Genomic DNA, 24231 nt, shown 5'->3' with positions numbered 1-24231 from the left:
TCCCACGGCTTCATGAAGACACTGTCTTTCTGGGTCTTGCGGATCCTGGGCGGCTGGAACGATCGCTGCGCTTGCGGTAGGGCCGCTTGGGCCTCTCACCCTGGCGCGGCCGACGCCGTCGTCCCTGGGCTTCCCCGTCGGGGCGTGCATCGGGTGCAGCACGGCGCCGACGCGGCGCGGGCGGCATTTCCAGCAATTTTTCCTCCGGTTGAATGCAGTGCAGCGGACGACCGATGAACTCTTCTATAGCGGGCAGGTAAAAAGAGTCATCTTCGCAGGCAAAGCTGATGGAGGTGCCGGCTGCTCCGGCACGGCCGGTGCGGCCAATGCGGTGAACGTAATCCTCCGGGTCGTGGGGCAGCGTGAAATTGATGACGTAGTCCATGCCTTCAATGTGAATGCCGCGGCCGGCCACATCCGTAGCCACCAGTACGCGGATTTTACCGGCTTTGAAGGCTTCCAGCGTTCGAATCCGTTTGTTTTGCGGAACCTCACCGGACAAAACGGCACAGTTTATCTGGCGCCGCTCCAGCATTTCCGCCAGCCGACGGGTCTCATCCCGCCGGTTGCAAAATACCAGCACCCGCTCCAGGTTTTGCTGGGTGATGATATTATAGGTCAGGGCGAATTTTTTGTCCGTGGTAATAATGTAGACCACCTGGTCCACCGTGTCCACCGCGACCTGTTCCGGTTCGATCTCTACAGAGAGTGGGTCCCGGGTCCAACTGGCACTCAGCCGGGTGACTTCCGGTGTAAGCGTGGCGCTGAAAAAAAGAGTTTGACGCTTGTCTTTTTGGGGTGTGCTGAACACGATCTGGCGAACATCGGGAATGAATCCCATGTCGAGCATGCGATCCGCTTCGTCTAATATCAGGATTTCCACTTGCTTCAAGTCCAGATCCTTGCGGCGCTTGAAATCGAGCAGTCGTCCCGGTGTGGCCACCACGATGTCCACCGGTTTGCCATGAAGCTGCCGCCGCTGTTTTTCATAATCCATCCCACCAAATATGCTGACAATGGAAAAAGGACAATAAGCCGCCAGCAGATTGGCTTCGTCGGCGATCTGCAGCACCAATTCACGGGTTGGTGCGATAATCAACACCCGGGGTGTGCCGGCAGGCGTTTTACCCATGCGAGGGTTGGCCAACATGCGGGTCAGCACCGTAATTAAAAAAGCGGCGGTCTTGCCGGTACCGGTCTGAGCGCGTCCGAATGCATCCCTGCCCCTTAAGGTCGCCGGCAGAATCTCGGCCTGGATAGGCGTGCAGTATTGAAATCCTGCATCTGCGATGGCATGCAGGATCGTATCCGGAAGGCCAAGATCCTGGAACCGGGTCTTTCCCGACACCGCCGCAACCTGACGGGCTCCCGACTGCCGCGCTGCAGACGGGTCGCTGGATGGTAAGACTCCGCCCTGCAGAGGATCAGCCAAAACCGGATGGCGTTTGATTTCCTGGGCTTCGGTTTTACGCCGGGGTGGGTTAGCTTTTTTCGAAACCGCTTGACGGCTTGAACCGTCAGCGGATCTCCTTGGACCGGTGATATCGGTCGGGTCGGTTGCGTCGGAGTCCTTTGGATTGAATAGCCTGCTCCGTATGGCTTGAATCAGTTTTCCTATCAAAATTCAGTTAACCTGCAATTCCTTTCATGTCTGTTGGCGGCGGGTTGACCCGTTTGCGGGGACCTTTGGCCGCACACCCAAAAAAAGCGGGCCTGAGATTGAGGCCCGCCGCAATATACGAATATCGACAATGAATTGCAAGGGCTATTGCCCAATCGATCTACAGGAATCGCCGGCTGGTCAGATAGCAGCGATGCCAGAAGTCATCGTCCATCCGCGATATTATCACCCCGTGCCTGGTGGAGGCGTGGACGAACTCACCGCGATCCAGGTATATGCCCACGTGATGGGTTTTATGGTCAGGCCTGAAAAAAACAAGATCCCCGGCAGTCAGGTTGTTTTTTTCCACCCGTCGACCGGTGCGCATCAATTCAGTCGTGGTTCTGGGAAGGCGGATGTCGAACAGATCGGCAAACACAACCACCACCAGCCCGGAGCAGTCGATCCCGCGCGGACTCATGCCACCCATCCGGTGGGGGGTGCCCAACCAGAACCGGATTTCGGCGCGCAGCATCTGATCGGTCTGTCCACCAGCGACCACCGACCGTTCCGGTTCAGCGTCCGGAACTGTCGTGGTGACACACCCTGCGGTCAGCAGCGAGATCACGACCAGTGTCAGGCAACCTGTGCACCAGTTGTTCGTGGATCGGTAAACGCCGTTGTGGATGGCGCTGTCAGCCGCCATCGGTCCTCCCTTCGAACAGATGGGCAATGGTTGTCAGGCTGAAGTCCATCTCCATGGAGAGAAACTGGGATAGGGAGTGCAGGGTAATGATGGCATTTTTATCCGCATCCTGGTTGCCCAGGCTGCGGATGCGCGACAGCAGTCCCTCATTGACCCATTGAACCCGGGCATAACTTTTTTCAAGCTGATCGAAGTCAAAGCCGCTTACCCGGCCTTTTTTGTACTCGAAATACTGGCCCAGGAGAAAAAGAGAGGTGCTGCGGGCCGTGGTCTCTTCAACGGATGAAAATGGCAGATGAAAGCGGGCCATGGGCTTTAGAAAGTTCATCACCGGGCAGTTGCTGGTAGCCATGATAATGCCGAATACCGAGGTCAAGCCCTCCATGGCCGAAGTTTTTTTTGAATAGGTGCGATCGACGGTTTCACAGACGACCATACAGTTTTTATGCGACAGAATGTCCTTGAACCGGTCCACCAGTTCCGTGATGTTCACGGCGATGGGACAGTAAAGATTGGTTTTGGGCGAAAGGGGGCAGCTTTTGCATTGCTTGAAGGAAAGTTGCGTCCAGGGTGGATAGGGCTCTGGGGAGGCCGGCAGCATGGTCAGGGTTGCCGGGTCCAGTGCGATGTGAAAGCGGGTTATTTGCCCGTCTTCCAGTTCAATATGATAGTCGAACCAATATGCATTTTCACTCATGGGCGTCTCTCGATCCAGATGTTGAAGCGCGATTTCGCATGACCATGCGGCGCAAAAACCAGCCAACCGATTTTTTGATCATGGGAATGTTTTCAGCAAAATACGCGCCACTTGGCGCTTAACCATAACGGAGCCCGTCCACCGGATCGAGGGTTGACGCGCTGGCCGCCGGGTAAAGGGTGGCCACAAAGCAGATCACCACCGTAGACAGGCCGATGGTCGCCACATCAACGGCTCGCAGGCTCACCGGCAATGTAGTCAAAAAGTAGACATCTCCGGGCAATTTAATGAACGGATAACGTTTTAAAATAGCGCACAGGATAAAGCCCAGAATACCGCCAACCGCCGTACCCAGGCATCCGATCACCAGCCCTTTGAACACAAAAATTCTCCGGATATGTCGATTGGTGGCCCCCATTGTCTTTAAAATAGCAATATCCTTGGTCTTTTCCATCACCATCATGATCAGGGCGCTGGCAATATTAAAAGCGGCCACGAGCACAATGAGGGTCAAAATGATGAACATCACTGTTTTTTGAAGCCGCAGCATGGAAAACAGGTTGCGGTTCATCTGCATCCAGTCCCTCGCCCAGAAGGGAAATCCGAGGCGGCCGACAATGGCATCGGCAATCTGTTTGGCACGGTAAATATCGGCGACACGCACTTCCAGGCCGCTGGCTTGACCCGGCATCTGGAGCAGGTGCTGGGCGACATCCAGCCGGATGAAGGACATGGCGCCGTCGTATTCGTTCATTCCGGTTTGGAAAATTCCGCTCACGGAAAATCGCATTACCGTAGGCATCTGGTTGCCGGCTGAACCTTTTCCCAGAGGCGAGATGAGATAGATGGGATCGCCAACCGTGACCTTCAATTTTTCAGCCGTCACCTGCCCGAGAATCAAACCAGGTGCTTTGCCGGCGGCATCGTCAGGAGCAGCGCCAGCGAGCGCATCGCTGAGCGAAAGCGTTTTGGCGACAAAAATGGGCGGCCCCGGTCGGGATGGATCAAGTGCCTTTAAAACCGCCCCCGTCACCCCATGGGAGCTTCTCAGCATCACCTGCGAATAGATGAACGGAGCGGCCGACTGGACCCCGTCAATAGATTCCACCTTATCCACCGTCGCCGCGATGTCGGCAACCGATTCCCCGTAGCGCATCACCAGAACGTGGGATTCGATGCCTAGAATGCGGTTCTGCAGTTCTGATTCGAACCCGGTCATCACGGCGATAACAACAATCAGCGCCATTACACCCACGGCGATACCCGCAGTGGCCAGAAAAGTGATCAGCGAAATGAATGCCTGTTTCTGACGGGATTTGAAATAGCGGGTGCCAACAAACCATGTAAAGGACATTTGGGCGTTTCCTCATGCGGGCGCACGAAATGGATGGTGCATAAACACGAATCCTGCAAAGGGCGGTTGATCGCCCGGCCTCAATATTTATTGATGGGTGGCCGGTAGATACCCGGTGTCGATCCGGGTATGGGAAAGGCGCCCACACATTTCTCGAAAAAAACCATCGGTCCGACACCGCCGATAATGGCATAGGCATAGCCGCAATGGGCCATGGCATTCAAAGTCGCCAAAAGCAGCGCCCGGCCAACGCCCCTGAGGCGAATAGTGGGATCGATACCGATGGGCCCGAAAAAATTTCGACAGGTGCTGTCGTGACAGGCAAACCCCGCCAACCGGCCGCCGGAGACCGCAAGCAGGCAGGCAATGGGCTGGCGGGCAAAGGCCACGTCACACTCGGCAGCCCACCCGTCTCCAAACCGGTTCTGCACCCATCCGACAACCTGACGCTTCTCACTGGCCATGGACCGGCGCACAACAATTTCATTGGCGGCCAACGCGGCCAAATCGGCCCCCGGGTCTGGCAGATCATAAAGCTTTACAAGCAGGTCAGTCATGATCATCATCCACGATGAATTTTCAAGGGTTGGAACTGCCGCGGCCATTGCCGATGTCAAGGGCGCGGTTCAGGCTGCCGGAAACATAGCCTTCCAGATCCGTGCAGACATGCAGAAAACCGATGTCTTTCAATTGATCAACGATGCGGCTGCGCAACGGATCGGCCACCAGATTCCGCAGCTTGTCCACTGGCACTTCGATTCGGGCGACATCCCCATGATGACGCACACGGCAACCGACGAGTCCTGCCGCAGCAAGCACCTCCTCGGCTTTTTTGACCTGTTCGACCTTGGCCAGGCTGATGGGCATGCCGTAGGGAAATCGGGTGGCGATACAGGCCATGGCAGGCTTGTCCCAGACGAACAAGCCCCTATCCCTGGCGACCTGCCTGATATCCTCCTTGGTAAAACCCGCATCCATAAGCGGCGCGGCCACGCCCAGTTCCCGGGCGGCTTCCAGGCCGGGGCGATAGTCCCCAAGGTCATCAAGATTGGCACCATGGGCCAGGTGCTGGATTCCCTTCTCCCTTACCCGGGCCAACAGGTGCCCAAATACAGCTTTTTTGCAGATGTAGCATCGCTGGGGGGTATTAGCAAGAAAATCGGGCTGCTCGATTTCACTGGAGTCGACGATCAAATGGGGAACGCCTATTGTGTTGGCGATCTTTATCGCGTCGGCGACTTCCCGGTGCGGATGAATCGGGGATCGCGCGGTCACGGCAGTCACCCGGTTTCCCATTACAGCATGGGCTTCGGCCAGCAGAACGGCGCTGTCCACCCCCCCCGAAAGTGCAACCGCAAGATGATCGTATTGCCTGAGAATCCTTGCCAGGCACTTTGTTTTGGTTTTGAGTGATATCTGCATAGAAAACGCTTCCCCGGTTCGGATAGATGTTCAACTGTGCCAAAGGCTTCTAAAAAATTATTTACAATCAACACGTAATCCATTATAAGCCATGGTTGTCACTCCATTTTATTATAGGCCAATCCAAATTCAAATTCAAAGGGGTTTTTCATGGGGAAAAAAAGTCTTATCAAATCGACTTCCAAGAAGAGTGCGCCGAAAAAAGCCGCATCTGCGGTCGAGACGACAAAAAAGGCTGCTGCAAATAAGGCTGCACCCACTAAAAAACCTGCACCCAAATCGACACCGCCTAAGAATACAGCGCCGACATCCAATCCAACACCGGTTTCGATCAAAGATCTTTTGTGGCGGAAGTTTGAGATTGTCACCCCTGAAGTGCGCTACACCGTTCCCGCAAAAATGGTTGGAAAGCCTTTATTCGCAGCACCGGAACGCCTCGCCGGCTTTGATTCAAAAGATGTCCAACGCATTAAAGGGCTGCTGTTCAATGTCTATGGTGAGAAAGAATTAAAGGCCGCCGCTGAAAAAGCCGCCGCCGAAAAGGCCGCCGCCGAAAAGGCCGCCGCTGAAAAGGCCGCCGCCGAAAAGGCCGCCGCTGAAAAGGCCGCCGCCGAAAAGGCCGCCGCTGAAAAGGCCGCCGCTGAAAAGGCCGCCGCTGAAAAGGCCGCCGCTGAAAAGGCCGCCGCCGAAAAGGCTGAAGCGATCAAGAGAGCCGCCGCCCAGAAATCAGAGGTAACAGTTGCCTATGAACCACCTCCCGTAAAAAAGGCGGTTAAAAAACCATCCGACCCTGTTGACAACACCATCAAACTCATTGCTGCCGGTTTGGCTTTTCTTATTCTGCTGGTTGTCGGTGCGAGCGCATCAAATTCATTCAAGTATTATCTGACGGAACACCAGGGTGCCCTGGAGATCTGGAAAGGCAAGTTCGCCCCCATGGGTAAAAAAATGGTCATCGCCCTGCCCGGCACCCCTGCGCCCCAAACAAGCAAAGCCACATACAGTGCCGGTGACGTCTACCCCCTGATATTTCAGTACTACATTGACAAGGCAGACGCGCTGTTGGACGTACCTGGAATACCGGACTTCGAAGGTATCAAAAAGGCCCTGCAAGCCGCACTTGAATATGGATCAACCAATACCCTGCGTGAAATCGCCTACACACGCCTCGATAATATCGACCGCTTGATTCTCATCTATAAAGCCGATGTCGCCGCCAGTCGAGGAAGCATCGACGACTTGACCTCCGCCATCGGCTTGCTCAAAGAAGCCGACCGGTTAACCACGGATACGGCTCAGGAAACCCTGATCGCCCAGAAAATTGAAGGCCATGAAGCCGCGATTGCCGTACTACTGGAAGAGCAGGCTGCCGCTGAACAGGCCGAAGCCGAAGCGATCACCGCTGAAACGTCCAATTCGGAATCTGAAGTGCCCCCGGAGACCGGGCAAACCGTTGCGCCAGACACCTCAAACCACTAATCGGTTTCAGGATTTGAACCAACCCAGGGGGGAATCGTCGGATGCGTGTCGGCGATTCCCTCTGATTTTTTAAGTTTTCTGTATGTAAAGCGGGTCGGCAGCCGGTGGGGTCCGCCGCAGCTCAAGGAGTAATGCCGAACCGAAGCCACTTGAAATTCTGGCGCACCGGGTCTGAAACCGCACTGCCGATACGCGCCATGAAGAGGTTTTCGGGTTTCAGGCAGATATTCGGTTCGTTGGTCTGCAGTTCGATAAACCCGTGGGGGTAGAACAGGCGGATGAGCATGTTGCGATACTGTTGGGCGTTCATGCCCGACCCGTCCAGATCCCAGGTCCATGAATATCCGACCATGTAGGCAATCATCTGTTCGATCCTCGGATGGGCCAGCATGAGACGGACCAAATCGCCGGCAAGCTTGCAGGACCGCAGGTTTCTGCTGACTTCCACCGCTTTTACTTCCATCATCATACCCGGCCCCAATCCGGTCCAGCGCTCATCGGCATCCGGATGGCTGAAGACGCCGAACCCCACAATCTGTTGATTCTCCGTCAGAGCGAGTACCACATTGGCATCCGCTTTCCCGGCATGCTTTTCCAGGGTTTCCCTTTTGGTATAGATGGATTTGTACTGTGCGTGGATGCCGAACTGATCGTCAAAGCGATAGGATTGAATCTCACCGGGCGTGCAGAAAGACCGGATATGGATCAGTCCGGCAGGCGTGTGCCTGACAACCTGCTTTGGGATTGGGTCGTTCAAAAGTGTCTGCCTTCTCCGGGGTGATTTGAATCAGGGCAGATTTCGACGGCTTTGATGTTTTGGCAGTTTTGACCGGATTCCCGTCAGAAATCACTCCACCCTTTGTGCAGCCGTTTAATCATGATCACCAGGTCCTGGCGATTGCCGTTGATATCCTTCACATATTCTTTGAGTTCGGCAAATTTGAAAAAGTCAAACTTTTGGACGGCTTCGATGGCGCCGTCTTCGACGCCGGTTACCAGATCCGCCCGGAGCGTCTCCAGCCCTTGATCCATGGCCAGTTGAATCAGGTCCAGCAGCAGCCAGGTTCCCAGCCGCTTCTGTCTGAATTCGGGCAGCACCACGATGCGGAATCGGCCCACATGGCTGGTGGCTCCGAAACCGCGTATATACAGACTCCCCTGACCCACGACCGTCTCCGCGCACAAGGCCAGGATGGAGCGGACGCTGCCCTTTTCAACGGCTTCGAACCATTTGTCCATGATGGCCGGGTCCATCACATCGTAGTTCATGAACCAGCGGTCCGATTCGGGAATCTGCTGGTAGAAGGCGTCCAGCAGCGGCCGGTCGCCGGGCTCCAGCGGGCGGATCACTGCCTCAACGCACTCCTTAAGGACGCACTCTTTCGGGTATCTCACAGTCTCGACCTCCTTGCCGGTGGTGTCAGCCGGCTCCGAAAAGGGTGGTCACCTTCCGTTCCGGAGCGACGCTGTCAAGGTTTCAAGGGTCTTCGTACACGGATCTCCTGAGGAGAACCGCCGGTCATAGCAACCGACGGGCAACGCGGCCCCCAGGCGGGGCGATCAAGGAAACCGCGTGCCGTCAAATCAGGATATTGTACAGGCTGGTTTTTTTTCTTGACTAACCCCATTCGTAGCTAATATATAGCTAATATGTAACCTTATAGCAAATGAATTTTGTCCATTTTTTGACTTTTGTTTCATGCTGAAGAATGTCCCGCCTGGAATTGAAAAACCGGCCCCGGCTTTACCGGAAAAAGACATTCCTAAACCCGCGGCACGCTTGCGCGCCGCCAAAAGGGAGGCAATGATGAGCGACCTGAGTTGGCTGCCGAGAGAATCCGGCCTGAAGAACCATCACCTGTGGGGTGAGGAACACTTTTCCGTTGACGCGCCGGGAGTCATGTTTGAAAAGCGTCCCATTCTGGATCCGTCGGGGAGCCAGGTTGACGGCCTGTTTTCCGCCTGGATCATCCTCAACAATCCGACGCAGTACAATTCCTACACCACCGAGATGGTCAAGGGCGTCATCGCCGGATTCCAGCGTGCCTCGGCGGACAGTTCGGTTGTGGCAGCCGTCTTCACCGCCATGGGAGACAAAGCCTTCTGCACCGGCGGCAACACCAAAGAGTATGCCGAGTATTATGCCAATCGGCCCAACGAATACGGGCTGTACATGGATCTTTTCAATGCCATGGTGGATGCCATTCTCGGCTGTAAGAAACCCACCATCTGCAGGGTCAACGGCATGCGGGTGGCCGGCGGCCAGGAAATCGGCATGGCCTGCGACCTGACCCTGTCAAGTGACCTGGCCATCTTCGGCCAGGCCGGTCCCCGGCATGGCAGCGCACCGGACGGCGGCAGCACCGATTTTCTGCCCTGGATGCTGCCCATGGAACTGGCCATGTGGAACTGCGTCTCCTGTGAAATGTGGAGCGCCTACAAAATGAAACGATTGGGTCTGATATCCAAGTGTGTCCCCGTCATCAAGGATGCCGATGGCTGGGTGCGCAACCCCGCCATCGAGACGGATCACTACCTATCCGACGGTGAAATCGTCTACGGCGAATACAAGACCGGCGAGGCCGCCAAAAAGGCCCGCGCCTATGTAAAATCGGCCCAAACCGATTTCTTGCTGCTTGACAATGAAGTCAACCAGATTTTGTGGACCTACACCAACCTATTCCCCGGTTGTCTGATCAAAAGCGTGGAAGGCATCCGGCTGAAAAAGAAATTCTTCTGGGACCAGGCCAAGGTCATCAACCGCCACTGGCTGGCCGCCAACATGAACCACGAAGCCTACCTGGGATTCAACGCCTTTAACACCAAAAAGCTCACCGGCCAGGATACCATCGACTTCATCGCGTATCGCCGACGCCAGGCCGCAGGCGATGCTTTCGATGTGGACTTTATGGCAGCCGTGCTTGGCCGCCCAACGACATAAAGGAGAATCACATATGCTGCTCGAAGGGAAAAATGCCATTGTCACCGGCGGCTCACAGGGTATCGGCACGGCCGCCAGTATAGAGCTGGCTGCTGAGGGCGCCAACGTTTGCCTGACCTACCGCCGTCATGCGGATGAAGCCAAAGCCGTCGTGGACCAGATCGAAAAAATGGGGCGCAGGGCGATCTGCGTGGCCTGCGATATCGCCGTCTTTGCCGAAGCCGAAAATGCGGTCAAAGCAGCCGTTGAGGCCTTTGGACGCATTGACATCCTGGTTAACAACGCCGGCATGAACTGGGACGGGGTCTGCTGGAAAATGTCCGAGGAGCAGTGGGACCGGGTAATCGCTGTAAACCTGAAGGGATATTTCAACTTCACCCGTCATGTGGCACCCTTGCTCAAAGAACAGAAGTATGGAAAGATCGTCAATGTCACTTCCATTAACGGCATGCGAGGAAAATTCGGGCAGACCAATTACTCGGCTTCCAAAGCCGGTATCATCGGTTACACCAAAGCCGTGGCCAAGGAACTGGGCGCCTTTGGGGTCAATGTCAACGCCGTAGCCCCGGGCTTGATCGAAACCGCCATGCTCAAGGAATCGGATGCCCGTGATAAAATTGTCGACCTGGCCATGGCCGAAATCGTGTTGAAGCGGGTGGGCCAGCCAGAAGACCTGGCAGCGGTGATCGCCTTTTTGGCATCGGACAAAGCCCGCCACATCACCGGTGAAATAATCAAGGTGGACGGCGGGCAATATATATAGTTTCGCTAGTCCAATGACTGCCCAAATAAATTAACACCAACAAAATCACCGAGGATTTCCCAATGAATGACGTTGCCATTATCGGCGCGGGACAAAGCAGCTTCGTACGATTCTATCCGGGATCGGTACGTGAACTGGCCTTCGAAGGCTTTTCCGATGCACTGGGACATGCCGGCATCACCGCCGCCGACATCGATGCATCGGTGGTCTGTTCAGCTCCGGAATACGACCTGCAGCGGTCGCCGGCCGGGGTGTTCGCGGAATACCTGGGACTCAACCCGGGACCGACCTTTTATGTGGAAACCCTGTGCTCATCGGGCAGTACGGGCTTGAAGCTGGCCTACAGTCTGATCAAATCGGGGCTGCACGATGTCGTCGCCGTGGTCGGTTTCCAGAAGATGTCGGAGATCTCCTCAGCGGAAACCCAGGAGCGCATGGGCCGGGGTGCGGACATCCAGTGGGAAAGTCCCTTCGGTACCATGATGCCCGCCTACTACGCCATGTACGCCCGCGCCCACATGAACGCCCATGGCACCACGCCCGAAGATCTGGCTGCCATCCGGGTCAAAGCCTCCACCTACGGCCAACTCAACGATCGTGCCGTCTACCGCAAAGCCGTTACCGCCGAGATGTTCGCAGACCCTGAAAACATGATGAGCGGATCCGTGGCCTCCCCCCTGCGGGTGGGGGACTGCTGCGCCAATGCCGACGGCAGCTCCTGTATCATCGTGGCCAGCGCCGCAAGGGCAAAATCACTGTGTGACAAGCCCGTGTGGATCCGTGGTATCGGATCGGCATCCGCACCGGTTAACTTGGCCGGCCGGGATCTCTTCTCCGGCCTGGCCGTGGCCCGGCAGGCCGCCGCACAGGCCTACAAAATGGCCGGTGTCGGCCCCCAGGATATCGACGTGGCCGAAGTCCACGACTGTTTTACCATTGCCGAGATGATGGCCTACGAAGATTTAGGATTCGCCGATCCCGGTGAAGGCCGCCACCTGATCCAGGCTAAGGAAACCTATCTGGGAGGAAGCATTCCGATCAACGTCGACGGCGGATTGCTCTCCAAAGGCCATCCCATCGGTGCCACCGGCGGGAGCCAGATCCGCACCATCGTGCTTCAACTGCGCGGTGAAGCCGGTCAGATCCAGGTGCCCGATGCATGCATGGGTCTGGTGCACAACATCGGTGGTGTGGGACTATACGGAAATGTAACCATTCTGGCCAGATAAGATTATTCCAGCCACGTCTGCAAAAGGAAATCAATTCATGGGAAAGAAGGAAAAGGACGAACGATTCAGGAAATTCGGCACGGTGAGCTTTACCGGCACCACCCGGGTCAACGACTTCATCGACCATCTCGAGCAGGGCAGGGTTACCGGCACCCGTTGCCGGTCCTGCGGGAAATCATTTTTCCCGCCCCGCGCAGATTGCAACGCCTGCCGGTCATCGCAAATGGAATGGTTCGATGTCCAGGGAACAGGCAGTTTGATCACCTACAGTACGCTCTCCTTCGGCCCCAAGGGCTTCGAGGGGGATCTGCCCTACACCATTGCCCTGGTCGATTTTGGGTCGTACAAGGTTTTCGGACGCATCGCCGGCGGCATCGCCGAATCCGAACTGTCCATCGGCATGGTTTTGGCGGCCAAAGCCAACCCCCTGAACGACGGACGTTTCAATTACGTGTTTCATAAGCCCTGATAATTTTTCCACCCACCTTCCCCGCCCTTGAGAGGACGGGAGAACTTACCGGCAAGGAAAAAGAAATGTCACATCTGAAATTCATTGCGCATGAAATCACTGAAGGTGTAGCCACCCTGACCTTCGACCGGCCCAAGCATAATGTACTCAATATCGATATGATGAACGAACTCAACGGTCAGCTGGAAATGCTGGCCAACGACGGCTCGCTCAAGTGTGTGGTCCTGGCTGCCAACGGCCCCAGTTGGTGCGCCGGCGTAGAGGTGGCCGACCACAAACCGGAAATGGTGGACGACATGATCGCCACCTTCAACCGCATCTTCGAGCTGATTCATCGTATGGCGGTGCCCACCATCGCAGCGGTTCACGGCACCTGCCTGGGAGGCGGCATGGAAGTTGCCATGGCCTGTGACATCATCGTGGCATCACCCAAGGCCGTGTTCGGTCAGCCCGAGATCAAGCTGGGATTCTTTCCGCCTTACGCAGCCATAAGGCTGCCTCAGTTGGTGGGTCCGGCCAGGGCCGTGGAGATATGCACCACAGGCCGTCGCTACCCGGCTGAATCGGCACACCGCATGGGCTTGGTGAGCCACCTTTCCGGGGAGACGGACTTTTCGGAAACGGTGGGCAAAATCGTGGGAGAAATCAAGGCCTGCAGTCCGCTGATCATCCGGCTCAACAAACAGGCCGTCAACGCCCATATAGGAATGGATTTCAATCGGGCGCTTTCCAACGTCAGCGACCTGTTCCTCAACACCCTGATGAAAACCGAGGACACCCTGGAAGGTATAAAAAGTTTTGAGGAAAAACGTCCCCCGGCATGGAAAAACAGGTAGTCAAGAGGCCCATGAGCGACCTTAGGCATTGGACGATTGAAAATTCATCACTGACCCTTAACCCATAGGAGAACCAGCAATGGCATCCATGATATCCTGGCAGATGGCGGAACCCGGAAAACCTCTGGTTAAAGTGGAAACGCCAATTCCAGAACCCGGTCCCGGCGAAGTCCTGGTCAAGGTGGCCGGTTGCGGCGTGTGCCACACCGACCTTGGTTTTTACTACAATGGTGTGAGAACCAAATCCCCGTTGCCCCTGACCCTGGGCCATGAAATCAGCGGCATCGTAACCGCCGCCGGACCGGATGCCCGACAGTGGGAAGGCAAGGCGGTGATCATCCCCGCAGTCATGCCCTGCGGAGACTGCGATGTATGCAACCGGGATCTGGGCAACATCTGCACGCTGCAGAAGATGCCCGGCAACGATATCCAGGGGGGATTTGCAAGCCACATCGTCGTCCCGGCCAGACAACTGTGCCAGGTTCCGGTGGACGACCAATACCAGCCCGTTGGTGAGGCAACGGTTTCCCTGGCCCAACTCTCCGTGGTGGCCGATGCGCTGACCACCCCCTATCAGGCCATCGTCGATGCCGGATTGACTGCCGATGACACGGCCATTTTCGTGGGCGTCGGTGGCGTGGGTGGCTTCGGCGCTCAAATCGCCAAGGCCTTCGGGGCGCTGGTCGTTGCCATCGATGTCGACCCGGTCAAGCTGGATGCACTGGCACCCTATGTAGACAAAACCTTCAACGCCGCAGAAATGGCGTTCAAGGATCTTCGCAAGGCGGTTTCCGCCTTTGTCAGGGAGCACGGCAAGCGTCCGACCGAATGGAAGATTTTCGAAACCTCCGGTACCGCTGCAGGCCAGAAAACCGCCTTCGGCCTGATAAACTTTGGGGGATATCTCTCCGTGGTCGGCTTTACCATGGACACGGTGGATATCCGCCTTTCCAATCTGATGGCCTTTCACGCCACCGCCCGCGGGAACTGGGGCTGTCTGACCCGGTACTACCCGCCGGTACGGGACCTGGTCCTGTCAGGCAAGGTAAGCATGGCACCATTTGTCAAAACGTTTCCGCTGTCGGACATCAATAGGGTCTTCGACATGGTGCACAGTAAAAAGATCGTTCAGCGGGCGATCATGGTGCCCTGACTCATTCGTTGACAACAACCGCCGCTGCAGCTGCCGCCAAGAATTAGATTGCTGCAGCATAACGCTACAGGAAACCACAATGCACAAATTACTTGCAGACAGCCCGGGCAAAAAGATGCTGCTTTTGGGCAATGAGGCTATCGCCCGCGGCGCCATAGAAGCCGGCGTTGCGTTTGCCACCACTTATCCGGGCACACCCTCGTCGGAAATTTCTCTTAATCTGTTCCAGATTTCCCAACAGAGCGATCTATATTTTGAATACAGCACCAATGAAAAGGTGGCTCTGGAAGTGGCAGCAGCAGCAGCCAACAGCGGCCTGCGCACGTTCTGCATGATGAAGCACGTGGGTCTGAACGTGGCCGCCGACCCGTTGATGACGCTGGCCTACGTGGGCGTGACCGGCGGACTGGTCATACTCACAGCCGATGATCCATTCATGTTCTCCAGTCAGAACGAGCAGGACAACCGCTACTATGGCAAGCTGTCCGGGTTGCCCATACTTGAACCATCATCGGTGGAAGAGGCCCGCCAAATGACTGCCGAGGCCTTTGACCTGTCTGAACGGCTGGGTGAACCGGTGATCCTGCGCACCACCACCCGCGTCAACCATTCCAGCGCCTTCGTGGAACTGGGTAAATTGACGCCCCGCAAAACCAGGGGCGACTTTAAAAAAGATCCCTTCAACCTGGTCACGGTGCCGGCCGTATCCCGTCGCCTGCACGTACGGCTGCTGCAAAACTGGGACAAGGCCCAGGCCTTGGCGGAGACATCGACCTACAATTTCACCGAGGGCAACGGCTCTTGGGGCATCATCTGCAATGGCGTCAGTTACAACTATGTTTCCGACGCGGTGAAGGAGTTGGGCATCGCCGACAAAACCCGAATCCTACGCCTGGGTTTTTCCCATCCCATGCCGCCTGAAATGATCAGAACCTTCCTGAACGGATGCGATAAAGTGCTGGTCGCTGAAGAGGGTGAAGCGGTCATGGAAGAGGCCGTCAAGGCCATTGCCCAGGAGGCGGGACTGATCCTGCCCATCGTTGGCAAGGGTGAAAATCGGTTCTCCAGGTTGTATGAATTCGACCCGGCCATGGTTCGCCGGGTGATGGCCGGGTATTTCGGTGTGCCTTACACAGACAGCCAGCCGCCCGATCTGTCGGACCTGCCGGAAATTCCCCAGCGGCCGCCCAACCTTTGCGCCGGATGCTCCCACCGGGCCACCTACTATGCGGTCAAAAAGGCCGCCGAGGGCATAGAAACCATCTACCCCACGGACATCGGCTGCTACACGCTTGGGTTTCTGCCGCCGCTGTCCATGGGTGATTTTCTCATCTGCATGGGCTCGTCGGTCAGCACCGCCTGCGGATTCTCCAAAGCCACGGACAAGAAAGTGATCGCCTTTATCGGCGATTCGACGTTCTTCCATTCAGGACTGACCGGCCTGGTCAACGCCGTTCACAACAATCACAACTTCACCCTGGTCATCCTGGACAACGGAACGACCGCAATGACAGGCCACCAGCCCAATCCCGGCGTGGACATGAGCAATTTGAACCTGTCGGGTTACGGCCGCATCTCCATTGAAGCGCTGGTGCGGGCAATCGGTGTGGAACATGTCACCGTCATCTCGCCCTACAAGGTCAAAAAAAGCATTGAAGCGGTCAAGTCGGCCCTGGACTACAAGGGGGTTTCGGTGATCATTTCCCAGGAGATGTGCACCCTTTACGCCCGCAGCTTGAAACAGCTCAACGTGCGGGCCTTCCAGGTGACGGACAAATGTAAAAACCACCGGGACTGCATCAGCCAGATTGGCTGTCCGGCATTTTACCTCGACGGTGAACGGGTTCAGATCAACCCCAACACCTGCGTGGGTTGCGCCGTCTGCGCCCAGATCTGCCCGGAAAATGCCATCACACCGGTCAAGGCCAAACAAGCCGGCTGAACGCCTGAATTGAAAGACACGAACCTGCGGCTGCGGCCGACGTGAATCCGGAAGATTCATGCAACCGGACGAGCGAACCGACAGCCCCGAGCATACAGGATACAATCATGCAGACAAAAAGACTGATTATCGTGGCGGTGGGCGGCCAGGGCAACCTTCTGGCCTCCAAGGTGCTGGGTGAAGCAGCCCTGCTTTCAGGCGTGCCGGTGCGCATGAGTGAGATTCACGGCATGGCCCAGCGGGGCGGGGTTGTCGAATCCGCCATCGTCTTCGGAGATGCGAAAAGCACCATTATTTCCAACGGGGAGGCCGATGTGCTGGTGGGTTTTGAACCCTCGGAAACCCTGCGGGCGCTGAATAAATGCAATGCGGACACCACCGTCATTACGAATATGGCTCCCCTGCCCCCCTATACCGTTGCCATCGGCAGGGGTACCTATCCGGACCTGGACCGGGTCCGCACGCTGATCAAAACCAAAACCAAGCGACTGATCGCCTTCGATGCGGTGGAACTGGCCAGATCGGCAGGCAGCGTCATGGCCGTCAACATTGTCCTTTTGGGTGCACTGATCCAAACGAACCTGTTGCCCATCCCCAGGGAGAATCTGGAACAAGCCATTCGCACCACGACCAAAAAGGCCTTTGTAGATGCCAACCTCAAAGCCTTTGAAATGGGCTTCAGCGCAGCAGGCAACGCCTGAAACCCTATTCGATTGTCCCATGGTATACCGAAAACGGTTTTTAATCCGTTTTCGGTACCATCCATGATCACCGGGCCTGGAGACGGAAGTTGGTTTCGTTGCCAGGCTGCGTATACTGTGAATGTGCCCCCCGGCAGACCATTGGCTTCTTGCCGGGGAAACCGACCACTGAGAAGGAGGTAAACGATGCCCTGGAATGAAGCGTTCGAATGCATGCCGACGGACAAAATCCGGCAGTTTCAGTTGGAAAAGCTCCAGGAAACCCTGGATTGGGTGGCCAAACGCGTCCCCTTTTATAAAAAGAAACTCAAGGAAGCCGGCGTCAAGGCCAGCGACATCAAAGGCATCGAGGATCTGGCCAAACTTCCATTCACAGAAAAAAACGACCTGCGGGACAACTACCCCTTCGGTTTGTGCGCCGTTCCGTTAAAGGAGGTGGTTCGGGTCCACGCTTCATCCGGAACCACGGGCAAGCCCATCACCGGCCCATATACCGCCGACGACCTGGCCCAGTGGACCGAGTGCATGGTGAGAAATTTCTATGCCGCCGGCGCCCGCCCCGAACATGTGGTCCAGAACGCCTACGGCTACGGCCTGTTCACTGGCGGTCTGGGATTTCACCAGGGGGCAACGGCTCTGGGATGCACCGTCGTGCCCACCAGTTCAGGCCTCACCGAACGCCAGATCACGCTGCTGAAAGACTTTGGCACCCATGTGCTATGCAGCACCCCCTCTTACGCCCTGACCATCGCCGAGCGGGCCGAAGAACTCAAGGTGGATATGAAGCGCCTGCCCCTGTCAATTGGCATTTTCGGCGCAGAACCCTGGACCATGGGCATGCGCGAGGAGATCGAAGCGCGCATGGGGATCAAAGCCATGGAAGCATACGGGCTAACCGAGCTGGGCGGCCCCGGCGTGGGCTTCGACTGCGAGGCTCAAAGCGGCATCCATATCAACGAAGACCACTTTTTGGCCGAGGTGGTTGACCCCATCACGCTGGAGCCGGTCCCACTGGGGGAAAAAGGTGAACTGGTCTTTACTTCTCTGCAGCGCCGGGCCATGCCCATGATCCGCTACCGTACCAAGGACATCACCCGCCTCTACCGCGAGAAATGCGTCTGCGGCAGAACCTTTGTCAAAATGGAAAAAATCTTCGGACGCACCGACGACATGCTGATCATCAGCGGCGTTAATGTTTTCCCGTCTCAAATCGAATCGCTGCTGCTGGATATCGAGGAAGTAGAGCCGCAGTACCGCATGCTGGTCCGCAAAAAAGGCTACCTGGATCAACTGGTGGTGCAGGTCGAAGCGAAACCGGACGTGTATACGGCCGGTGACCGCAAGAAATTTGAAGTGGAGGCCAAAATCATGGCCCACATCCGCGGCAATATGGGAATCAGCGTGGAAGTGAACCTCGTGGAACCCAAATTTATCGCTCGAAGCGAAGGCAAAGCCCTTCGTGTGGTTGATGAACGCCCCAAACAGTTCCGTTGATCAGACACAAAAAGTCCACTGCACCAATGGCGGTGCCCGACAACCACCGCAAAGCCGGAAGGAGTAACTATGACAGATAACAAAGCCTTTGTCCCCAAGACCTTTGCCGTCATCGGTGCGGGGCCCGTGGGCTGTATCGTGTCTGCATTCCTGGAAAAAGGCGGCCACCAGGTCATCCTCTGCGACGTGGTCCCTGACCTCCTTGAACCCGCCTCTAAGCGCGGGATCATCATCGAAGGAGCCGAGACCCTGACGCAGAAGGTCAGCCACACCTGCACCAGCATCGATTCACTGCCTGACTACAACCCCGACGTCATCATGGTCACCGCCAAGGCCAATGCCCTGCCGTTGATCGCTTCGGCCATCGAAGGTTTTCATAAAAAAGGCCTTTATGTGGTGAGTTGGCAAAATGGTATCGATACCGAACTGGTGCTGGCCAACAGTCTGGGCAGACCGTCGGTGATGCGGGCGGTGGTCAACTATGGCTGCGGGCTTGTGGGCCCGGCCCACGTGACCATCCCTTTTCATCACCCGCCCCACTACATCCAGGAGCTCGACCCGGAAGCGAAATTCGCCGCAGAAGCAATTGCCCAAGCCCTGACCGTCAGCGGACTGCCCACCCGCCACACGGAAAAAATCGTTGCCATGGTGTGGCGCAAAGGGGTGCTCAACGCCTGCATGAACCCGGTCTGCGCCGTCACCGGCTTGACCATGTCCCAGGCGATGAACGACCCGATCATTTTCAACATCGTCGACGCCCTGGTCAAAGAGTGCGTCAAGGTGGCCCGGGCGAATGAAATCCTGCTGGGCTGGGAGTATTACCCAAACGCCATTGAATACATGCGCAACGCCGGCAACCACAAACCCTCCATGCTCATGGACATCGAAAACGGCCGCCGCACGGAGATCGACTATATCAACGGTAAATTCGTGGAATACGGCCGCCGGGCCGGAATTGAAACCCCCTATAACATCACCCTGCAGAGTCTGGTGAAGGGGTTGGAGTCAAGGCTATGATATGAATCGAAATGGGTGGGCTCAATCATCAGGGAACTGGGCAACAGACAAACCAAGAATCGATTATGACGACAGCTCAACGATCAGCTTCTCACAACAGTAATTCAGCCTATTTCGCGGGTGCCGACGTGGGGGCCTCCCGAACCAAGGTGGTGATAATCGATGCCGAGGGTTTTATGGTCGGCTATCATGTAGACCGGTCAGGGACGGATTTCACGGCGACGGCAGACCACTGCCTGGCCGAGGCACTGGCCATGGCTAACATAGAAAAAGATCAGATTTTGCGGACCATCTCCACCGGATACGGCCGCAAGAATGTCTCCTATGCCCACGATCACCGCACCGAAATCAGCTGCCACGGCAAAGGCTGCTTCCACTATTATCCCTTTGCCATCACCATCATCGATATCGGCGGCCAGGACAACAAAATCATCAAACTGGATGACACCGGCAGGCGGACTGCATTTAAAATGAACCGCAAATGCGCTGCCGGCACCGGGGCGTTTCTGGAGGAGATGTCTCCCCGCCTGGACATTCCCCTGTCGGAAATGAACGACCTTGCAGCGGCGTCCACGGACATGGTCAAGCTGGGCAGCTTCTGCACGGTCTTCTCGGCCACCGAAGTGCTTGAAAACATCCGGCGGGGCAAACGGGTGGAAGACATCGTCAAGGGGCTTTTCTTCTCGGTGATTTCAAGGATCAAGGAGATGGACGCCTTTACCGAAAAAGTGGTGATGACCGGTGGGGTCGTGGCCCACAATCCCTACCTGGTGGAGATGACGCAGGAACTGATCAATCGTCCGATCCTGGTGCCGGTGCTGCCCCAGTTCACCGGCGCCCTCGGGGCGGCACTGTATGCAAGGGAAACCCATGGCGATTGAAAATCAAGGCATTGGGAATTTTGAGATTGCTGATTGAAACATCTTGAATCCAAATGTTTCTCAATCCCCTAATTTTCAATTCCGCTATCCTTAGACCGGAGGTTAAGCATGTCTGAAGAGAAAACGATCAAGCTGAAACGGCTGGAATCGTCCAAGGTGCTGGGTAAATTCATGGCCGATTACTACTACGAGTTGGACAATGCAGCCAAGACCGGTGAGAAAAAAATTGCCTGGTGCACCAGCGTGGGTCCGGCGGAGATCCTGCGCGCCTTGGGGTTTTTGGTCTATTTTCCTGAAACCCACTCAGCCATGCTGGGCTCCTCACGCATGGCTACGGACCTTATTCCCAAGGCAAACGCCATCGGTTATTCACCGGACATCTGCTCTTATCTTACCGCGGACGTCGGTGCCTATCTGGAGAAGGTCTCACCGCTTTCAAAAATTTTTGAGGGCATTCAAGGCCCCCCCAAACCAGACGTGCTGGTGTTCAACACCAACCAGTGCCGCGACGTACAGGACTGGTTCAATTTTTACAGTGAGCAGTACGACGTACCGGTGGTGGGCGTACACTCCTATGTGGGCGTTCTGGAAGTGGAAGCATCCCACGTGGCATCCATTGCCCGGCAGATGGAAGATCTGATTCCGCCCTTAGAGCGCATCATCGGAAACAAGTTCGACATGGACCGCCTGAAAGAGACCGTGTCCCTGTCGCGGGAGTGTTCGGAACTGTGGAAGCAGGTGCTGGATACTGCCGCCGCCGTGCCCTCCCCCATCACCTTCTTCGACGGGACCACCCTCATGGGCGCCGCCGTGGTGGGCCGCGGAACCCAACGGGCCAACGACTGCTATCGTACCCTGCTGGCGGAGCTGAATCAGCGTATCGCCGACAAGGAGGGTGCCGTTGAAGACGAACGATTCCGGATTTACTGGGACGGCATGCCCGTATGGGGCCGTCTGTCAGCCCATGCCAAAATGTTCGCCGGGCTGAAAACCAACGTTTTGGCATCCACTTACTGCAACTCCTGGATCTTTTCCGCCCTGGACCCGGACGATCCTTTCAACTCCATGGCCAGGGCCTATACGGAACTTTTCATCGTGAGGGCCGATGCGCCCAAAGAAGCCTACATCCGCGATATGCTTGAGTTCTTCAAGGTGGACGGTATCATCTATCATGATGCCAAAACCTGTCCCAACAACTCAAACTGCCGCTACGGCATGCCCCAGCGTATCGAACGGCAGACCGGCATCCCCAGCCTGACCATCAACGGCGACCTGAATGACCTGCGGCTGATTTCCGACGAACAGACCAAAACCAACGTGGAAGCCTTCATCGAACAGCTGGCAGAAAATAAATGATGGTTTTTTAAATCAGGATCAGCGCCTAAAGAAGAAGGAGCAAAGACCATGCTTGATAGCCTATTCAATCCCGTTGGCGTGGCGGTCATCGGCGCGTCGGGAAAAGAACTGCACATCGGCAACCGGGTCATCAAGAACCTGCTGGATTTCGGTTACAAAGGGGGTATCTACCCCATCAATCCCAAGGCCGACGAAATCCGTGGAATCAAGGCCTACCCGTCCATTCTCGATGTTCCCGGGCAGGTCGACGTGGCTCACATGGTGATCCCGGCCAAGTTCGTACCCATGGCCGTGGAAGAGTGCGGAAAGAAAGGCGTCAGGCATATCATCATCAACTCCGGCGGGTTTTCAGAAACCGGCCCGGAAGGTGCCGAAATTGAAACCGCCTTTCTGGAAAAGGCCCGGGCGTACGGCATCCGCATTTTCGGTCCCAACTGCCAGGGGATCATCAATTCCGACCCTGCCGTCCGCGCCTACTGCAACTTCACCTTTACCTTTCCCGAGGCGGGACATATTTCCATCGTAGCCCTATCGGGCGGGGTCGCCGAGGTGATCCATCAGGGATTTTCCGCCATGGACGTCGGCACCCGCATTTACGCCTCCAACGGCAACGCCTGCGACATCTCCATTCCGGAGATCATCCGCTATCTGGCCGACGACGACGGCACCCGGGTCATCGTCACCTACGTTGAGGGCCTCAAGGATCCCTTGGGATTTTTCGAGGCCGCCCGGGAAGCCACGGCAAAAAAACCCGTGCTGGCCATGAAGGCCGGCCGGACCATGGAAGGCGCCAAGGCGGCCGCCTCCCACACCGGCGGTCTGGCCAGGGAGGACATGGCCACGGACCTGATCTTCAAAAAGGCGGGCATCGTCGACTTCCGGGACGAAGGCCACCTGATCAACGCCGCCGCGGTTTTCGGCTCACAGCCGGTGCCTAAAGGCAACCGGGTGGGCATCATTACCAACACGGGGGGGCCGGCAGTGATCGCCACCGACATTCTGGTGGATGCCGGCCTGATGCTGCCTCCCCTGTCCGAAAATATCAAAACCATGCTGTCCGGGAAGCTCTACCCCGAGGCGACGGTCAGCAACCCGGTTGACGTGCTGGCCACCGGTACGGCCGACCACTACCTGGCCTGTCTGGAAGCCATGATGGCTGACGACAGTTTCGACTGCGTCCTGGTGAACTTTGTCACCCCGTTCTTCGTTGACACCGAAAGCATCGCCAGGGCCATTGCCCAGGTGAACCTGCGGCAGATCAAACCCATGGTCTGCAATTTGATGACCGACCGACGACAGTGGGCTTCCACCGTGGCCATTCTCAAATCCGCTGGCGTGCCCTGCTTTGCTTTGCCCAGTGACGCGGCCCGCGCCCTGGGGGCCCTTGTGCGCTATCGCCGTATTTTGGACCGCAAGGCCGGACGGGTTCGCACCTTCGGCGATGTGGATGCCGATGGCGCCCGGGCGATTCTATCCAGGGCTGCCGCCCGGAAGATACTGGCTGCCGACCAGGTTTATGCGCTCCTCGAGTCCTACGGCATCGACGTACCCGACTGGCGCATGGCGGACGATATCGATGGCGCGCTGGCCGCCGCCGAGGCCATCGGCTATCCGGTGGTGGTGAAGGCCGATGCCGAAGCCGTGGTCCACAAGAGCGACATGGGCGGTGTTGCCGTGAACCTGCTCGACGCCGATGCACTGAAAAGGGCGGTGGCCGGCATGATCGAACGGATAGATGTCCCCAACCTGCGGTTTTTTGTCCAGCAATATGTCCCCGGCGGACGGGAAGTGATCCTGGGCGCCAAAGCCGAGCCCGGCGTGGGCCATCTAATCATGTTCGGCCTTGGCGGCATATTCGTCGAGGTGCTCAAAGATGTGGTATTCAACCTGACGCCGGTGACGGATGCCGAAGCCCGGGAGATGGTGGACGGCATCCAGGCATGCGCCCTGCTCGACGGGGTGCGCGGTGAGAAGGCAGTCGACAAAGCAGCGCTGATCGTGCTGATACAGCGACTGTCCCGGCTGGTCACCGACTTTCCCCAAATCAAGGAACTGGACCTGAATCCGGTTATGGCCTTCGAAAATGGTGCTGTGGCCGTTGATGCACGCATCGCCTTGTGAAGGTGTTCGCTGCGTTCGCTGGAATAGCTGATCGGGAATTTTTCCCCTTGAACCCGGAAGACCTCGGGAG

At 56.6% G+C, this 24231-nt stretch carries 24 protein-coding genes; 14 read left to right on the top strand and 10 right to left on the bottom strand.

The window, feature by feature from the left end:
* Positions 1–10: 10 nt before the first annotated feature.
* From R6V78_RS01150 to R6V78_RS01115, 8 genes are all read right to left on the bottom strand, one after another.
* Positions 11–1348 (bottom strand): DEAD/DEAH box helicase, encoded by a 1338-nt coding sequence (locus tag R6V78_RS01150; protein ID WP_410287481.1) that lies wholly within the window; start codon positions 1346–1348, stop codon positions 11–13.
* 433 nt (positions 1349–1781) lie between these two features.
* Positions 1782–2306 (bottom strand): C40 family peptidase, encoded by a 525-nt coding sequence (locus R6V78_RS01145; protein WP_410287480.1) that lies wholly within the window; start codon positions 2304–2306, stop codon positions 1782–1784.
* Positions 2296–3003, bottom strand: coding sequence for a DUF6901 family protein (locus R6V78_RS01140; protein ID WP_410287479.1), 708 nt, complete (start codon positions 3001–3003; stop codon positions 2296–2298). The genes R6V78_RS01145 and R6V78_RS01140 overlap by 11 nt, the downstream gene beginning before the upstream one ends.
* A gap of 118 nt (positions 3004–3121) precedes the next feature.
* The gene (locus R6V78_RS01135) at positions 3122–4357 is read right to left on the bottom strand and encodes a lipoprotein-releasing ABC transporter permease subunit (RefSeq protein WP_410287478.1); all 1236 of its coding nucleotides are present in this window, start codon (positions 4355–4357) and stop codon (positions 3122–3124) included.
* Positions 4358–4437: 80 nt separating this feature from the next.
* Positions 4438–4914, bottom strand: a complete 477-nt coding sequence (locus R6V78_RS01130) for a GNAT family N-acetyltransferase (RefSeq protein ID WP_410287477.1) — start codon at positions 4912–4914, stop codon at positions 4438–4440.
* A 22-nt stretch (positions 4915–4936) separates the two neighbouring features.
* The gene (larE, locus tag R6V78_RS01125) at positions 4937–5779 is read right to left on the bottom strand and encodes an ATP-dependent sacrificial sulfur transferase LarE (RefSeq protein WP_410287476.1); all 843 of its coding nucleotides are present in this window, start codon (positions 5777–5779) and stop codon (positions 4937–4939) included.
* 98 nt (positions 5780–5877) lie between these two features.
* Positions 5878–6147, bottom strand: a complete 270-nt coding sequence (locus tag R6V78_RS01120; RefSeq protein WP_410287475.1) for a hypothetical protein — start codon at positions 6145–6147, stop codon at positions 5878–5880.
* 123 nt (positions 6148–6270) lie between these two features.
* The gene (locus R6V78_RS01115) at positions 6271–6486 is read right to left on the bottom strand and encodes a pentapeptide repeat-containing protein (RefSeq protein WP_410287474.1); all 216 of its coding nucleotides are present in this window, start codon (positions 6484–6486) and stop codon (positions 6271–6273) included.
* Between the two features lie 118 nt (positions 6487–6604).
* Here R6V78_RS01115 and R6V78_RS01110 point away from each other — a divergent pair, with 118 nt between their 5' ends.
* Positions 6605–7258, top strand: coding sequence for a hypothetical protein (locus R6V78_RS01110; protein WP_410287473.1), 654 nt, complete (start codon positions 6605–6607; stop codon positions 7256–7258).
* A 121-nt stretch (positions 7259–7379) separates the two neighbouring features.
* Here the strand turns inward: R6V78_RS01110 and R6V78_RS01105 are convergent, their stop codons facing one another.
* Together R6V78_RS01105 and R6V78_RS01100 are read right to left on the bottom strand one after the other, a co-directional pair.
* The gene (locus R6V78_RS01105) at positions 7380–8015 is read right to left on the bottom strand and encodes a hypothetical protein (protein WP_410287472.1); all 636 of its coding nucleotides are present in this window, start codon (positions 8013–8015) and stop codon (positions 7380–7382) included.
* A gap of 83 nt (positions 8016–8098) precedes the next feature.
* Entirely contained in the window at positions 8099–8653 is a 555-nt protein-coding gene (locus tag R6V78_RS01100; RefSeq protein WP_410287471.1) for an N-acetyltransferase family protein, read from the bottom strand.
* A gap of 412 nt (positions 8654–9065) precedes the next feature.
* Here R6V78_RS01100 and oah point away from each other — a divergent pair, with 412 nt between their 5' ends.
* The 13 genes from oah to R6V78_RS01035 all read left to right on the top strand — a co-directional run bounded on the left by oah (position 9066) and on the right by R6V78_RS01035 (position 24161).
* Positions 9066–10199, top strand: a complete 1134-nt coding sequence (gene oah / locus R6V78_RS01095) for a 6-oxocyclohex-1-ene-1-carbonyl-CoA hydratase (protein ID WP_410287470.1) — start codon at positions 9066–9068, stop codon at positions 10197–10199.
* 13 nt (positions 10200–10212) lie between these two features.
* Entirely contained in the window at positions 10213–10962 is a 750-nt protein-coding gene (locus R6V78_RS01090; protein WP_410287469.1) for an SDR family oxidoreductase, read from the top strand.
* Between the two features lie 62 nt (positions 10963–11024).
* Positions 11025–12191 (top strand): thiolase C-terminal domain-containing protein, encoded by a 1167-nt coding sequence (locus R6V78_RS01085; protein WP_410287468.1) that lies wholly within the window; start codon positions 11025–11027, stop codon positions 12189–12191.
* A 37-nt stretch (positions 12192–12228) separates the two neighbouring features.
* Positions 12229–12660, top strand: coding sequence for a Zn-ribbon domain-containing OB-fold protein (locus R6V78_RS01080; protein WP_410287467.1), 432 nt, complete (start codon positions 12229–12231; stop codon positions 12658–12660).
* 65 nt (positions 12661–12725) lie between these two features.
* The gene (locus R6V78_RS01075; RefSeq protein WP_410287466.1) at positions 12726–13496 is read left to right on the top strand and encodes an enoyl-CoA hydratase/isomerase family protein; all 771 of its coding nucleotides are present in this window, start codon (positions 12726–12728) and stop codon (positions 13494–13496) included.
* Between the two features lie 79 nt (positions 13497–13575).
* Positions 13576–14649, top strand: coding sequence for a 6-hydroxycyclohex-1-ene-1-carbonyl-CoA dehydrogenase (gene had, locus R6V78_RS01070; protein ID WP_410287465.1), 1074 nt, complete (start codon positions 13576–13578; stop codon positions 14647–14649).
* Between the two features lie 79 nt (positions 14650–14728).
* Positions 14729–16591 carry an indolepyruvate ferredoxin oxidoreductase subunit alpha gene (gene iorA, locus R6V78_RS01065; RefSeq protein ID WP_410287464.1) on the top strand — a complete coding sequence of 621 codons (1863 nt, stop codon included), beginning with the start codon at positions 14729–14731 and terminating at the stop codon, positions 16589–16591.
* 107 nt (positions 16592–16698) lie between these two features.
* Complete coding sequence (locus R6V78_RS01060) at positions 16699–17292, top strand: indolepyruvate oxidoreductase subunit beta (RefSeq protein ID WP_410287463.1); 594 nt, start codon at positions 16699–16701, stop codon at positions 17290–17292.
* A gap of 186 nt (positions 17293–17478) precedes the next feature.
* Positions 17479–18786 carry a phenylacetate--CoA ligase family protein gene (locus R6V78_RS01055; RefSeq protein ID WP_410287462.1) on the top strand — a complete coding sequence of 436 codons (1308 nt, stop codon included), beginning with the start codon at positions 17479–17481 and terminating at the stop codon, positions 18784–18786.
* Positions 18787–18855: 69 nt separating this feature from the next.
* Positions 18856–19803 (top strand): ketopantoate reductase family protein, encoded by a 948-nt coding sequence (locus tag R6V78_RS01050; RefSeq protein WP_410287461.1) that lies wholly within the window; start codon positions 18856–18858, stop codon positions 19801–19803.
* A gap of 65 nt (positions 19804–19868) precedes the next feature.
* A complete protein-coding gene (locus tag R6V78_RS01045; protein WP_410287460.1) occupies positions 19869–20684 on the top strand; it encodes an acyl-CoA dehydratase activase in 816 nt (271 codons plus the stop codon).
* 108 nt (positions 20685–20792) lie between these two features.
* On the top strand, positions 20793–22040 hold the full coding sequence (locus R6V78_RS01040; protein WP_410287459.1) for a 2-hydroxyacyl-CoA dehydratase subunit D: 1248 nt from the start codon (positions 20793–20795) through the stop codon (positions 22038–22040).
* A gap of 48 nt (positions 22041–22088) precedes the next feature.
* On the top strand, positions 22089–24161 hold the full coding sequence (locus R6V78_RS01035; protein WP_410287458.1) for an acetate--CoA ligase family protein: 2073 nt from the start codon (positions 22089–22091) through the stop codon (positions 24159–24161).
* The last annotated feature ends 70 nt before the right edge of the window (positions 24162–24231 follow it).

It is taken from the genome of Desulfosarcina sp. (assembly GCF_046496365.1).
GTDB lineage: Bacteria > Desulfobacterota > Desulfobacteria > Desulfobacterales > Desulfosarcinaceae > Desulfosarcina.
This window is presented reverse-complemented; position numbering and strand designations above follow the sequence as displayed.

Coding starts and splice junctions, on each gene's coding strand:
- R6V78_RS01035 (WP_410287458.1), top strand. CDS start 22,089: ATGCTTGATAGCCTATTCAATCCCGTTGGCGTGGCGGTCATCGGCGCG.
- R6V78_RS01050 (WP_410287461.1), top strand. CDS start 18,856: ATGACAGATAACAAAGCCTTTGTCCCCAAGACCTTTGCCGTCATCGGT.
- R6V78_RS01055 (WP_410287462.1), top strand. CDS start 17,479: ATGCCCTGGAATGAAGCGTTCGAATGCATGCCGACGGACAAAATCCGG.
- R6V78_RS01075 (WP_410287466.1), top strand. CDS start 12,726: ATGTCACATCTGAAATTCATTGCGCATGAAATCACTGAAGGTGTAGCC.
- R6V78_RS01045 (WP_410287460.1), top strand. CDS start 19,869: ATGACGACAGCTCAACGATCAGCTTCTCACAACAGTAATTCAGCCTAT.
- R6V78_RS01090 (WP_410287469.1), top strand. CDS start 10,213: ATGCTGCTCGAAGGGAAAAATGCCATTGTCACCGGCGGCTCACAGGGT.
- R6V78_RS01145 (WP_410287480.1), bottom strand. CDS start 2,306: ATGGCGGCTGACAGCGCCATCCACAACGGCGTTTACCGATCCACGAAC.
- R6V78_RS01060 (WP_410287463.1), top strand. CDS start 16,699: ATGCAGACAAAAAGACTGATTATCGTGGCGGTGGGCGGCCAGGGCAAC.
- R6V78_RS01080 (WP_410287467.1), top strand. CDS start 12,229: ATGGGAAAGAAGGAAAAGGACGAACGATTCAGGAAATTCGGCACGGTG.
- iorA (WP_410287464.1), top strand. CDS start 14,729: ATGCACAAATTACTTGCAGACAGCCCGGGCAAAAAGATGCTGCTTTTG.
- larE (WP_410287476.1), bottom strand. CDS start 5,779: ATGCAGATATCACTCAAAACCAAAACAAAGTGCCTGGCAAGGATTCTC.
- R6V78_RS01140 (WP_410287479.1), bottom strand. CDS start 3,003: ATGAGTGAAAATGCATATTGGTTCGACTATCATATTGAACTGGAAGAC.
- R6V78_RS01135 (WP_410287478.1), bottom strand. CDS start 4,357: ATGTCCTTTACATGGTTTGTTGGCACCCGCTATTTCAAATCCCGTCAG.
- R6V78_RS01040 (WP_410287459.1), top strand. CDS start 20,793: ATGTCTGAAGAGAAAACGATCAAGCTGAAACGGCTGGAATCGTCCAAG.
- R6V78_RS01130 (WP_410287477.1), bottom strand. CDS start 4,914: ATGACTGACCTGCTTGTAAAGCTTTATGATCTGCCAGACCCGGGGGCC.
- oah (WP_410287470.1), top strand. CDS start 9,066: ATGAGCGACCTGAGTTGGCTGCCGAGAGAATCCGGCCTGAAGAACCAT.
- R6V78_RS01085 (WP_410287468.1), top strand. CDS start 11,025: ATGAATGACGTTGCCATTATCGGCGCGGGACAAAGCAGCTTCGTACGA.
- had (WP_410287465.1), top strand. CDS start 13,576: ATGGCATCCATGATATCCTGGCAGATGGCGGAACCCGGAAAACCTCTG.